Origin of the sequence: Neobacillus sp. OS1-2 (genome assembly GCF_030915505.1) — a bacterium.
Lineage (GTDB): Bacteria > Bacillota > Bacilli > Bacillales > Cytobacillaceae > Neobacillus.
In genome coordinates, this window is record NZ_CP133265.1 from 1,725,707 (window position 1) to 1,739,818 (window position 14,112).

General features: G+C 47.2%; 10 protein-coding genes. All 10 read right to left on the minus strand.

What is annotated here, in order from left to right:
* Nucleotides 1-85: 85 nt before the first annotated feature.
* Nucleotides 86-1,678, minus strand: a complete 1,593-nt coding sequence (locus tag RCG19_RS08470; protein ID WP_308110500.1) for a CTP synthase — start codon at nucleotides 1,676-1,678, stop codon at nucleotides 86-88.
* Nucleotides 1,679-1,943: 265 nt separating this feature from the next.
* Entirely contained in the window at nucleotides 1,944-2,522 is a 579-nt protein-coding gene (gene rpoE / locus RCG19_RS08475) for a DNA-directed RNA polymerase subunit delta (RefSeq protein WP_166240197.1), read from the minus strand.
* A 165-nt stretch (nucleotides 2,523-2,687) separates the two neighbouring features.
* On the minus strand, nucleotides 2,688-2,876 hold the full coding sequence (locus RCG19_RS08480; protein ID WP_166240199.1) for a hypothetical protein: 189 nt from the start codon (nucleotides 2,874-2,876) through the stop codon (nucleotides 2,688-2,690).
* Nucleotides 2,877-3,057: 181 nt separating this feature from the next.
* Nucleotides 3,058-6,309 (minus strand): fused isobutyryl-CoA mutase/GTPase IcmF, encoded by a 3,252-nt coding sequence (icmF, locus tag RCG19_RS08485; protein ID WP_308110501.1) that lies wholly within the window; start codon nucleotides 6,307-6,309, stop codon nucleotides 3,058-3,060.
* A 48-nt stretch (nucleotides 6,310-6,357) separates the two neighbouring features.
* Nucleotides 6,358-7,014 (minus strand): TetR/AcrR family transcriptional regulator, encoded by a 657-nt coding sequence (locus RCG19_RS08490; protein WP_166240204.1) that lies wholly within the window; start codon nucleotides 7,012-7,014, stop codon nucleotides 6,358-6,360.
* A gap of 53 nt (nucleotides 7,015-7,067) precedes the next feature.
* On the minus strand, nucleotides 7,068-8,207 hold the full coding sequence (locus RCG19_RS08495) for an acyl-CoA dehydrogenase (protein ID WP_166240206.1): 1,140 nt from the start codon (nucleotides 8,205-8,207) through the stop codon (nucleotides 7,068-7,070).
* A 77-nt stretch (nucleotides 8,208-8,284) separates the two neighbouring features.
* The gene (locus RCG19_RS08500; protein ID WP_166240208.1) at nucleotides 8,285-9,415 is read right to left on the minus strand and encodes an acyl-CoA dehydrogenase; all 1,131 of its coding nucleotides are present in this window, start codon (nucleotides 9,413-9,415) and stop codon (nucleotides 8,285-8,287) included.
* Between the two features lie 38 nt (nucleotides 9,416-9,453).
* Entirely contained in the window at nucleotides 9,454-10,305 is an 852-nt protein-coding gene (locus RCG19_RS08505; protein WP_166240210.1) for a 3-hydroxybutyryl-CoA dehydrogenase, read from the minus strand.
* A gap of 96 nt (nucleotides 10,306-10,401) precedes the next feature.
* The gene (locus RCG19_RS08510) at nucleotides 10,402-11,589 is read right to left on the minus strand and encodes an acetyl-CoA C-acetyltransferase (RefSeq protein WP_308110502.1); all 1,188 of its coding nucleotides are present in this window, start codon (nucleotides 11,587-11,589) and stop codon (nucleotides 10,402-10,404) included.
* 271 nt (nucleotides 11,590-11,860) lie between these two features.
* A complete protein-coding gene (locus RCG19_RS08515) occupies nucleotides 11,861-13,975 on the minus strand; it encodes a (Fe-S)-binding protein (RefSeq protein WP_308110503.1) in 2,115 nt (704 codons plus the stop codon).
* Between the last annotated feature and the right edge of the window lie 137 nt (nucleotides 13,976-14,112).

Consider the following 14,112-nt stretch of genomic DNA (forward strand, 5'->3'; position numbering starts at 1 on the left):
AATCGCCTCCGGCTCTTCGTGTTTCCTTTATCTCAGTTGGAGCGCTCCAGGCCATACGCCGCTGACCAGGGCGCTTGCGCTTTTCTTATTGAATCGAAGCCTGAATGAAATCTCGGAATAACGGCTGTGGACGCGTTGGTCTTGAGACAAATTCCGGATGGAACTGGGAAGCGACGAACCATGGATGGTCCGCAAGCTCGATAATTTCAACCAAACGACCGTCAGGGCTTGTCCCGGAGAAAATAAATCCGCGGGCTTCCATTTCTTGACGATAATGGTTGTTAAATTCATAACGATGACGGTGACGCTCGTATACCACTTCATCATCATAGGCAGCAAATGCCTTCGTTCCTTCAATCAAACGGCAAGGGTATAAGCCTAAGCGCAAGGTCCCGCCCAAATCCTCGACATCCTTCTGCTCTGGAAGTAAATCAATAATTGGATGTGCTGTCGTTGGTAGAAATTCCGCTGAGTGGGCATCTGAATAGCCAAGCACATTACGGGCAAACTCAATCGTTGCCAGCTGCATCCCTAAACAAATACCAAGGAATGGCTTTTTCGTTTCACGTGCATAGCGGGTTGCTTCAATTTTCCCTTCAATCCCGCGGTCACCAAAGCCGCCAGGGACAAGCACTCCATCCACATCGTCAAGTAGTTCCGCAACATTTTCTCTTGTTACTTCTTCGGAATTGATCCACTTAATTTCCACATCGGTATCAAACGCATAACCGGCATGCTTCATGGCTTCAACAACAGAAATATAGGCATCCTGGAGCTCCACATATTTTCCGACAAGACCGATACGCGTCTTATTGGAAAGGTTCATGACGCGGTCGACTAACGCCTTCCACTCTGTCATCTCTGCTTTATTCGTTTTTAATTTCAAATGATCACAGACAATTTGATCCATATTTTGCTCTTGTAGTGCCAGTGGAATCGAATAAAGGGTATCCGCATCCTGACATTCGATGACCGCTTTCGCATCAATATCACAAAACAGGGCAATTTTATCCTTCATATCCTGTGAAACAGGCATTTCTGTCCGAACAACGATAATATTTGGCTGAATTCCAAGGCTGCGAAGCTCTTTTACACTGTGCTGTGTCGGTTTCGTCTTCATTTCACCAGCCGCTTTTATGTACGGAATCAGCGTACAGTGAATGTACATAACATTTTCGCTGCCAATATCACTTTTCATTTGACGGATCGCTTCTAAAAATGGCAGTGATTCGATATCCCCAACCGTACCGCCGATTTCAGTGATGACGACGTCAGCATTGGTTTCATTGCCGGCGCGGAAGCAGCGCTCCTTAATTTCGTTGGTAATGTGCGGAATAACCTGTACCGTTGCACCCAAATAATCGCCGCGGCGCTCTTTACGTAACACGGTTGAATAGATTTTTCCGGTTGTTACGTTTGAATACTTGTTTAAATTGATATCAATAAAACGCTCGTAGTGGCCAAGGTCTAGATCCGTTTCCGCGCCGTCACCGGTTACAAACACTTCACCATGCTGGTATGGGCTCATTGTTCCTGGGTCGACGTTAATGTACGGGTCAAATTTTTGAATAGTGACACTCAGTCCCCGATTTTTCAATAAGCGGCCTAGTGAGGCAGCGGTAATCCCTTTTCCAAGTGAGGATACAACCCCACCGGTTACGAAAATATACTTTGTCATACAAATTCCCCCTTCATTACAGTGTGTGCATTATTCAGGTAGTTTAAGGATTTTTTGAAAAAATATGTCCCTATTGCTCCAACAAAACGAAAAAACTCCTACTTAGTAGGGAGTTTTTTTAAAAATAAAAAGCGCTCCATCTCGCGATTGCAAGGGAGCGCATATTCGTAAATACTCATTCGTCCTTTTTTAAGGAGCCCAAAAAGATATTACAAGGGCGGGAATAAAAAGTCAAGCTGTTTCGTTTGAAAAGACCATGCCGAAACTAGTCTTCTTTTTCCTCGTCGTCCTCAAACTCTTCCTCTTCATCGAGCTCATCCTCATCCTCAAGGTCTTCTTCTTCATCCAGCTCGAATTCTTCATCGTCCTCAAGGACATCCTCATCGTCATCTTCGTCAAATTCATCCACTTCATCAAGATCGATCTCATCTTCTTCATCAAGAAGATCATCTTCATCGGTGAAATCATCTAGATCATCATAATCTTCATCCTCGACTTCATCGAAATCATCGAGTTCCTCTTCATCAACGACCTTCTTCGCCTTTTTCTTCTTCGGCTTAACGACGGTCACTACCTCTTCCTCCGCTGTATCAACAGGATACCAAACGCGAAGTCCCCAACGGTTATCTCCTAAGGAGCGAAACCGGCCATCAATGTTAATATCCGTATAAAACTGCGCCAGACGGGATTTGATTTCATCGTTGGAAATTCCTGCAGCTGACTGAATCTCTTTCACTATTTCATGAAAGGAGATTGGCTGTTTGCTATTTTTTAAAAATTCGTAAGCCATTTCGAGGAGGGATAATTCTTGCAATTCCTCTTTTGAGTATTGTGCTAAACTCACTATTGGCACTTCCTTTCTCTATTTAACACTCTGTTAGTCGAGTAGTTAAGGGCATTTCTACCATGTTCGGCTTGGAGCGCCTAGGCGCCTTTAGCCTTTCTATAAAAATACATATTCTTCATTATAAACAAATTCTTCCCGTTTATGCTAGTTCTAGTTGGACAATCACTTGATTTTTTCATTCGGCGGTTCATCCCTATCCTCTTCCCTCAGCTTTTTCATCTCTTTTATGGAAATAACCAGGAAAAAGATCGCTAGTAACAGAAAGGAAATGGCACCTAATTGACGTTGATAGAGATAGTATAATGGCCAGGCAAAAATGAGTAAAATTATAATTATGTGACTACCCTTCATCAGTATACACCTGCCCATACGCTCTAAGAAGTTTTGAATGCTCTAATTGATTATATAAGATAAATGTTTAATTTAATATCTCCTCGAATCATAAATTTACTAAAAAAATACAATGGCTTAAAAAACAGCCATTGTAGTTACATATATTGGAAAGTGGTGCCTGTCACCATTTTCCTATTTCTTACATATTTCTTCGATACTGCCCGCCGACTTCGTATAATGCGCGGGTGATTTGGCCGAGGCTTGCGACTTGGACGGTTTCCATGAGAGCAGCAAAGATATTGCCGCCGCTGACGGCTACTTCCTTTAAACGTTTCAAGGCATCGGCTGACTCCCCGGCATGCGCTTCCTGGAAAGTACGTAAATGTTGAATTTGCCATTCCTTTTCCTCAGTTGTCGCTCGAGCCAGTTCCATATTATTCACGTCCTCCACGGAAGGAGGATTCGGATTCAAATACGTATTGACCCCGATTATCGGCAATTCACCTGTATGCTTTAACATTTCATAGTGCATCGACTCATCCTGGATTTTGCCGCGCTGATACTGCGTCTCCATCGCTCCCAGAACCCCGCCGCGGTCATTCAACCGTTCGAACTCCTGCAGCACCGCTTCCTCAACAAGCTCTGTCAGCTCTTCGACTACGAACGATCCCTGGAGCGGATTCTCATTTTTCGAGAGCCCCTGCTCTTTCGTGATAATCATCTGAATCGCCATTGCCCGGCGAACCGATTCTTCGGTTGGCGTCGTTATTGCCTCATCGTATGCATTCGTGTGCAGCGAATTACAATTATCCTGCAGGGCCATCAACGCCTGCAAGGTTGTGCGGATATCATTGAAATCGATTTCCTGCGCATGAAGGGATCGTCCCGATGTTTGTACATGGTATTTTAACTTTTGACTGCGCTCGTTCGCACCATACTTATCGCGCATCACCGTCGCCCAAATCCGACGAGCCACTCGGCCAATGACTGTATACTCCGGATCCAAACCATTACTAAAGAAAAACGATAGGTTCGGTGCGAAATCATCAATGTTCATTCCGCGGCTCAAATAATACTCGACATAGGTAAATCCATTTGAGAGTGTGAACGCAAGCTGCGAAATCGGATTGGCACCTGCCTCGGCAATATGATAGCCAGAAATCGACACCGAATAGTAATTGCGCACTTGATGGTCAATGAAATATTGCTGGATATCGCCCATCATCCTTAGGGCAAATTCTGTTGAAAAAATACATGTATTCTGGCCTTGGTCCTCTTTTAAAATATCGGCCTGTACCGTACCACGCACCGTTCGAAGTGTATACGCGCGCACTTGTGCAAACTCTTCGACTGTTAACACACGGCCCAGCTCCGCTTCCTTCTTCTGTACCTGCTGATCAATCGCCGTGTTCATGAACATCGCTAAAATAATCGGTGCCGGACCGTTAATCGTCATCGAAACCGATGTTGACGGATGACACAAATCAAAGCCATCATAGAGCTTTTTCATATCATCCAACGTACAAATGCTCACACCGCTCTCGCCGACCTTCCCGTAAATATCGGGACGGTAATCCGGGTCTTCTCCGTAAAGGGTCACCGAATCAAAGGCCGTGCTTAAGCGCTTCGCGTCATCGTCCTTCGATAGATAATGGAAGCGGCGATTCGTCCGTTCCGGCGTTCCTTCACCGGCAAATTGACGCTTCGGATCTTCTCCTTCACGCTTAAACGGAAACACTCCGGCCGTATACGGGAACGAACCAGGCACGTTTTCCTGGTACACCCAGCGGAGAATTTCCCCGTAATCCTTATAACGCGGTAATACCACTTTCGGTATATCAAGCCCAGATAAGCTTTTTGATTTTAACACCGTGACAATCTCTTTATCACGAATTCGTGTGATGAATTTTTCACCAGCGTAAGCAGCTTTCGTCTCCGCCCACGTAGAAAGGATTTTCCGTGATTCCGGCGTCAACTTCTCTTCCGTTTCCTTCTTCACCACTTCAAGAGCCGCCACAACTGATGGCTGCCCAGCACATGCTAGCAAAGCCCCTTCAAGCTGGAATAATTTCCGGGCAATATTCGCCTGTTCTTCCGCTTTCCGATGATACCCGCGCACTGTTTCCGAAATTTCGCGTAAATAATAACGGCGGTCGGTTGGAATAATCATGTTTTGCTTTTCCACCACCACGCCATTCTTACTAAAAGACGTCACCCAATCCGTCGCCATAACAAGATTAACTTTTTCCACTAACGCCGCAAACAAAGCATTCGTACCCGGGTCATGGAACTGGCTGGCAATCGTGCCGTACACCGGCATTTCATCGATTTCCTTTTCAAACAGCATATGATTCCGCTGATACTGCTTTTGCACCTGGCGCTTCGCATCCTCCGAACCTTTACGCTCGAATTTATTGATGACAATCAGGTCTGCAAAGTCGAGCATATCAATCTTTTCCAGCTGCGACGGCGCCCCGAACTCACTCGTCATCACATACATCGAGACATCACAGATTTCGGTGATTTCCGCATCCCCTTGACCAATCCCGCTCGTTTCCACGATGACCAGATCAAATCCAGCCGCCTTCGTTACTGCCACTGCATCCTTAATCGCAAGCGACAGCTCATTTTTCGAGCGCCGTGTCGCCAGACTGCGCATATACACATTCGGTGAGAAAATCGCGTTCATCCGAATTCGGTCGCCAAGTAGTGCCCCGCCCGTTTTTTGCTTCGTTGGGTCAACCGAAAGAATCGCGACCCGTTTTTCCGGAAATTCATTGATAAAACGACGGATCAATTCGTCTGTTAGCGAACTTTTTCCGGCTCCGCCCGTTCCCGTGATGCCAACGACCGGAATCCCCTTTTCAAGCGACTTTACCTGTTCGAGCACCTGCTCCGCTGTTGCCGCCGCCTCATTGCTTTTATCGACATGAAGTTCAGCTAAAGTAATCAGCTTGGCAATACTGTTAACATCGCCGGACGGCAATTTTTCAATATGCTCACTTACATCTGTTGTCACTGTGGAAAAATCACATTCCCGAATCATCTGGTCAATCATCCCTTGCAGTCCGAGCTCCCGGCCATCATCCGGTGAAAAAATCCGGGCAATCCCATACTTGTGCAATTCATCGATTTCGCGGGGAATAATCACGCCGCCACCGCCGCCATACAGGCGAATATGTGGCGCCCCTTTTTCCTTTAACAAGTCATACATATATTTAAAGTATTCCACGTGCCCGCCTTGATAGGATGAAATCGCAATCCCCTGCACATCCTCCTGAATCGCGGCATTCACAACCTCCTCCACCGAACGGTTGTGGCCAAGGTGGATGACCTCCGCCCCGCTCGCCTGAAGAATCCGGCGCATAATATTAATCGAAGCATCATGACCGTCAAACAAACTCGACGCCGTCACAAAGCGGATATGATGCTTTGGCTGATAAGTACCCATCGTGCTCCCCCTCTTGTAAAAATGAACCTAGTTCAACGCTAGCCACATTTATTCGTTTTTCGGAACCGTGTCAGTTGCCGAGAACTCTGCACCAATCCCCGATAATAAGAGCTCCGTCTGCAACTCAATGTATTCCTCGAGCGTAAATAACTTCCGCAACGCCCAGCGGCGAAAGCCCCACATCTGCCCTTGAACAAAAATGTTATGGGCAATCATTTCCACTTGTTTCTCTGACAGCTGCAGCTCCCCGTTTTCCACACATCTTGATAGCAGGTTTTCAAACATGCCGACCATTTCCATCTCTTTTTTCAAGACATATGGCAGCGCGTCCTTTGACAGCGACTTCACTTCTTGGTACATCACAAGCACTTCCGCTTGCATCTCGTCCATCACCTGAAAGAAGTTGGCGATTCCGATCTTTAAGCTCTCCAACGTCCCTTTTTTCAAAGCAAGATCCTGCTGCAGACGCTCGCTGACATGGTCATATATACTGTCGCAAACTAGATAGAGCACATCTTCCTTCGTCCGAATGTATTCATACAGCGTCCCGATGCTAAAACCGGCTGCTTTGGCAATTTCCCTTGTCGTCGTCCGGTGAAACCCCTTTTGTTTAAAAAGTGCAACGGCCCCTTTAATCATTTGGTCACGTCGTTTTTGCACGAGACGCTCATCCTTGACCGATGCCTGTACTTCCCGTTTCGTCATCCCTCTAACCGCCTTTGTTCAATTTGGGCGATCCATACTTGCCGCCTTTCTAGTTATTTGGTTAACATTCTTGAAATAACGAGGCGCTGAATTTCCTGTGTCCCTTCATAAATCTGGGTGATTTTCGCATCACGCATGAAACGCTCAACCGGATAGTCCTTTGTATAGCCATAGCCGCCAAATACTTGAACGGCTTCCGTTGTCACTTTCATCGCCGTGTCGCCGGCAAATAATTTCGACATCGCTGATTCTTTACCATATGGTAAGCCGTTGGATTCCAACCACGCCGCTTGATAGGTTAATAGTCTTGAAGCCTCAATATTTGTCGCCATATCAGCTAGTTTAAAGCTGATGCCTTGGTTTGCCGCAATCGGTTTTCCAAACTGATGGCGCTCCTTCGCATAGTCAACTGCAGCATCAAGTGCCCCTTGGGCGATCCCCACTGCCTGCGCCGCGATACCGTTTCGGCCGCCATCAAGGGTCATCATCGCCACCTTAAAGCCATCGCCCTCTTCACCAAGTCGGTTGGCAACAGGGACCTTGCAATCTTCAAAAATAATTTCTGTTGTCGGCGATGAACGAATCCCGAGTTTCTTTTCTTTTTTCCCAACAGAGAAACCTGGGAAATCACTCTCGACGATAAACGCAGTCGTTCCTTTATGCTTGCTGGTTGGATCTGTTACAGCAAAGACAACGTAAATTTCAGCCTCGCCGCCATTGGTGATGAAAATCTTTGAACCGTTCAGGACGTAATGATCGCCCTCGAGACGTGCTGTTGTTCTCATTCCACCGGCATCCGAACCGCTGCCAGGCTCCGTTAGGCCATAGGCGCCAATTTTCTTGCCTTCCGCCATGGGGCGCAGGTATGTTTGTTTTTGCTCTTCATTGCCAAATTTGTAAATCGGCCAGCCTGCTAGAGACGTATGAGCAGAAAGCATTACACCTGTAGATGCATCCACGCGGGACAGCTCTTCAACAGCAATACAATAAGCAAGATAGTCGCTGCCAATGCCGCCGTATTCTTCCGGCCACGGAATCCCCGTTAAGCCCAGCTCCGCCATTTTGTCAAAAATCTCACGGTCAAAGCGCTCTTCCTCATCCCGCTCAGCCGCCGTCGGTGCCACTTCATTCCGTGCAAAGTCACGTACCATTTTTCGAATCATTTCATGCTCTTCTGATAATTTAAATTGCATTTTAACGTCCTCCTAGGATTAAACTTGAGTGTTTCAACAAAGTTTTGGAATATATGAACAAATCACTCTTCCGCCATTTACAAATACTTACTAATCACTATCCGCTGAATCTCGCTCGTGCCTTCGTAGATCTCTGTTACCTTTGCATCTCGGAAATAACGCTCAACCGGGTAATCTTCCGTATAACCGTAGCCACCAAATACTTGTATGGCTTCTGTTGTGACCTCAACCGCCGTCCTGGTCGCAAACAGCTTCGCCATCGAGGCTTCCAGTCCGCATTTCAACCCCTGGCTGCGCAAATCCGCGGCGCGATAGACTAATAGTTTGGCTGCCTCAACACTTGTCGCCATGTCTGCAAGCTTAAAAGCAATCCCTTGCTGAGCGGCAATCGGCTTGCCAAATTGCTGACGCTCCTTCGCATAGGCGGTTGCGGCCGACAGTGCGGCCTCCGCAATGCCAAGTGCCTGGGTGGCAATCCCGATGCGGCCGACATCCAGGTTGGCCATCGCAATTTTAAAGCCTTCACTTTCGTTCCCAAGAAGATTTTCCACCGGAACATGCATGTCTTCAAACGTCAGCTGAACCGTTCGCGAGCCGTGCAAGCCCATTTTCTTTTCATCCTTACCGATGATAAGACCCGGGGTATCTTTTTCCACAATAAAGGCAGCAATCCCCTTTGTGCCTAATCTCTGGTCCGTGTTGGCAAAAACAATATAAATATCGGCCTCGCCGCCGTTGGTAATAAACATTTTTGAACCGTTAAGGATATACTGGTCACCCTTCTTGACTGCGCGGGTCTTCAAGCTCGCGGCATCCGACCCTGAGCTTGGCTCAGTTAAACAAAAGGCCCCCAAATACTCCCCAGAGGCAAGCTTCGGCACGTACTTCTGCTTTTGCTCCTCTGTGCCAAAATAAACAATCGGGTTAGTACCAACCGAGGTATGCACGGAAAGGATGACACCAAGCGTTGCACTCACCCTAGATATCTCGTTAATGGCAATAATATAAGAGGTGAAATCCATTTCGGCGCCGCCGTATTTCTCAGGGACCGGAATCCCCATCAGGCCCAGCTCGCCCATTTTGCGGAGAATTTCGCGCGGGAACTCCCCTTTTTCCATATTTTCAATAAATGGGGCCATTTCGTTCTCGGCAAAATCGCGTACCATTTTCCGCATCATTTCTTGTTCTTCCGTAAATGTAAGCTTCACGATGACTTCCCCTTTCCGAGGATCCTTTTCTAAAAAAATTATTCGTACGTGTAAAACCCGCGCCCCGTCTTCTTACCGAGCCAGCCGGCTTTTACATATTTGCGCAACAGCGGACATGGGCGGTATTTGTCATCGCCAAAGCCCTCGTGAAGCGTTTCCATAATGTACAGGCATGTATCTAGGCCAATAAAATCAGCCAATGTTAACGGCCCCATCGGATGGTTCATCCCGAGCTTCATCACATCGTCAATCGCTTCCTTCGTGGCAACGCCCTCATACAGGGTGAAAATCGCTTCATTGATCATGGGCATCAGCACACGGTTCGATACGAATCCAGGGTAGTCATTGACTTCGACAGGTACCTTGCTCAATGTTTTCGTCATATCCTCAATCACTTGGTACACCTCATCGGCGGTCGCCAAGCCACGGATGATTTCCACAAGCTTCATGACCGGCACAGGGTTCATAAAGTGCATGCCGATAACTTTTTCCGGACGCTTCGTTGCCGCTGCAATTTCAGTGATGGGCAGCGATGAGGTATTGCTCGCTAAAATGGCATGTTCTGGCGCAATTTCATCTAACTGAGCGAAGATCTTTGCCTTAATCTCCATATTTTCAACGGCTGCCTCAATGACAAGGTCTACACCGCTCGCATCGTTCAAGTCTGTTGACGCGGTCAGCCTTGCCAAAACCTCTTGCTTTTGTTCCTCGGTCATCCGGCCTTTATCGACGTTGCGCGATAAGTTCTTACTGATGCCATTTAAGCCACGCTCGACGAATTCCGGTTTTAAATCGTTTAATAAAACCTGATATCCCGCTTGGGCACAAACCTGAGCAATTCCTGACCCCATTTGCCCGGCTCCAATTACCATTACAGTTGAAACTTGCATGTTTTCCCCTCCGATTTTTCTACCCTTTTTTCTAAAAAAGTGCTATCCGGCAGTTTCGCCACCCTATCCGACAGCAATCTCCACTTTTAAGCCCTCTTACCCTCTCGGCACCTCAATCATCACGGCATCGCCCTGACCGCCGCCAGAGCAAATGGCTGCAATCCCGATTCCGCCACCGCGGCGCTTTAATTCATTCATCAACGTGATGATAATCCGTGCCCCGCTTGCGCCGATAGGGTGCCCTAATGCAACGGCACCGCCATTGACATTGACCTTCTCCGCATCCAATCCGGCAATTTTCCCGCTCGCCAAGGCAACGGCGGCAAAAGCTTCATTAATTTCAAACAAATCAATTTCATCCAGGTTCCGGCCCGTTTTTCGTAAAAGCTCATTAATGACCAATCCCGGCGTTTGCGGGAAATCCTTCGCTTCTACCGCAATTGCGGCATGGCCAAGAATGACAGCCCCAACATCACGCCCTTCACGAACTGCACGCTCTTCACTCATCAACACAAGGGCGGCCGCACCGTCATTGACTCCAGGGGCGTTCCCTGCTGTGATCGTTCCTGTGGAGTTGAAGACAGGCGCCAGTTTCGCTAACCGTTCTAAAGAGGTATCTTTCCGCGGGCCCTCGTCCGCTGAGACTACGATTGGAGCGCCTTTTCGCTGTGGCACTTCGACAGAAACAATCTCTTCGGCAAATTTCCCGCTCTCCATCGCAGCAATCGCCCGGACATGGCTGCGCAATGCCCATTCATCCTGTGCTTCTCGAGAGATATCCATTTCCGCAGCTGTTGAGTTGCCGTATGTGCCCATGTGAACACCGGTGAAGCTACAGCTTAAGCCGTCATGGATCAATAAATCCTTCACGGAAGAATCGCCCATTCGGAGGCCCCATCTTGCTTTTGGTAAAATATACGGGGCATTGCTCATCGATTCCATGCCGCCTGCGACAATCACTTCTTCATCACCGGCACGAATAATTTGATCGGCCAACGTCACACTGCGCATCCCCGAGGCACACACCTTATTAACCGTTTCTGTTTTCACTTCCCATGGCAGTCCGGCATGCCGTGCTGCTTGGCGGGATGGAATTTGTCCTTGACCCCCTTGGAGAACCGTGCCAAGGATGACTTCCCCTACCTCTTCAGGCTTTACACCCGCTCGTACCAACGCCTCTTTTGCAGCAATTCCCCCAAGCTGTGAAGCGGTAAAGCTGCTCAAAGCCCCGCCTAATTTTCCAAATGGCGTTCTGACCCCGCTTAAAATAACCGTTTTCCCCATCTGAAACACTCCCCTTTTCCTAATATTCAGTCATGTCTTGTTAAAAATTTTTCTCCCCCGACTGAACGCTCGCTCAATATTTAACGAAAAATGAAACGCCAGCTCCTTGCCAACGCCCTTTAAACAAAAGGATAAATGTAAGCGTTTTACTTCTTCTATCCTATTTTACATAAAAAATAGCAGAAGTTGAAATGTTTTACACAAAATTTTTAAATTTTATGAAAAGTTCCAACCTCCGCTATTATTGTGAATTTTATATCGCTACGTCATTTTAGGAAGCAACAACCTCTGGGACGCCACAAACGGCCTTTTCAAGCAATTCCGCCACATCATAGGTTGAAACCTTTTCTTCCACTTCTTTTGCCTTGGTCCCGTCGGACAGCATCGTTAAGCAATATGGACATGCCGAACTGATGATAGATGAGTTTGTTTCAAGCGCCTGCTCTGTACGGGCCACATTGATCCGCGAACCGGTGTCCTCTTCCATCCACATCAAACCGCCGCCGGCACCACAGCACATCGCCTTCTCACGGTTCCGTTCCATTTCCACAAGCTTCACACCCGGGATCGCTTTTAAAATCTCCCGCGGTGGATCGTAGACGTCATTGTAACGGCCTAAGTAACAGGAATCATGGAAGGTGATCGTTTCGTTAACCGCATGCTTTGGAACAAGCAGCCCGTCGCGAACCAGTTCAAACAGGATTTCAGTATGGTGATAGACTTCGACACCCTCCAAGCCGAAATCAGGATATTCATTTTTGAAAATATTGTAGGCATGCGGGTCAGTCGTGATAATTTTCTTCACGCCGGCCTTTTCAAATTCCTCAATATTTTTCACCGCTAAGTCCTGGAACAGGAATTCATTTCCAAGTCGACGCGCCGTATCGCCAGAGTTCTTTTCCTTATTGCCCAGAATGGCAAACTTCACGCCAGCCTCGTTTAGTAATTTTGCAAAAGAAAGAGCAATCTTCTGGCTGCGGTTGTCGTAAGAGCCCATCGCCCCCACCCAGAATAAGTAGTCGAACTCTTCGCCCGCTTTGTTCAGTTCTTTTACAGTTGGTACATGAACATCCTCACGAAGCTCGCGCCAATTTTCTCGCTCTTTGCGGTTTAGGCCCCAAGGATTGCCCTGGCGTTCGATATTGGTCATCGCCCGCTGTGCATCCGGATTCATTTTTCCTTCGGTTAACACAAGGTAACGACGCAGGTCGATGATTTTCTCGACGTGCTCGTTCATCACCGGGCATTGGTCTTCACAATTCCGACATGTGGTACAAGCCCAAATTTCTTCTTCGGTAATGACGTCGCCGATTAGGCTTGGGCTATATGCTGACGCAGCAGCAGATTCTTGCGCACCCTGACCTGCAGCAGCCAAAGCAAGTTGATTTCCTTTTGTATTCGCAAACGCAAAGGTCGGCACCCATGGCTGTTTCGATGTGACCGAAGCACCGTAATGGGTCAGATGGTCACGCATTTTTACAATTAGATCCATCGGTGACAGCATTTTGCCTGTTCCGGAGGCCGGGCACATGTTAGTACAGCGTCCGCACTCCACACAGGCATAAAAATCAACCATTTGCAGCTGGGTAAAGTCTTCAATTTTTCCAACCCCAAAGGATTCCTGTGATTCATCTTCAAAATCGATTTTGCTCAATTTGCCCGGCTTTTCCAAACGGTTTAAGTAAACATTCGCCGGACCGGCAATTAAGTGGGCGTGCTTTCCTTGCGGTACATACACTAAGAAAGACAGCAAGAATACTAAGTGCATCCACCACGCGATGTAGAACACCACAATGGAGGCGGTTTCATTTATCCATGAAAAGGCGAGTGAAATTACAGATGCCACTGGCTCTGACCAGGTAGGATCCTCGCCGTGCCAGATGATGCCCATGCCATTTCCTAAAAGGACGGAAACCATTAAGCCGCCGATAAAGATCAACACAAGGCCGGATTTAAAGCCGCGCTTTAAGCGGACAAGTTTTTCGATGTAACGGCGATAGAACGCCCAAACTACTGCAACTAAAATAGTTAAGGTGACAATCTCTTGGAAAAAAGTAAACGCTGGATACAACGGTCCAAGCGGCAAGTGTGCCCCTGGTTTAATCCCCTTAATAATAAAATCAATGGCACCAAATTGGACAAGCAGGAAGCCATAAAAAAACATCACGTGAATCGCGCCGCTCTTTTTATCCTTTAACAGCTTTTTTTGTCCAAATACCATTACCCAAATTTTTCCCAGTCGTTCTTTTACATTGTTATCAAAATCAGTCTTTTTCCCGAGCTTGATAAATTGGATTCGTGTTTTCACCACATACACAAACAGACTGACTGCGTAAGCGGTTACAGCCAAGAACGCAATGAGGTTAACCCATAAAAGACCATTCATCTAAAAATCGCCCCTTCCCTGTTCTCCTACCCCTTTTTCGTAGGTATAGAAAATAATTAATTTTCTGAACTTATACTTATCTCTATTATATTATGAATGAGCATTCAGTCAACTAGTTTTTTATAAGATTCGTTCGA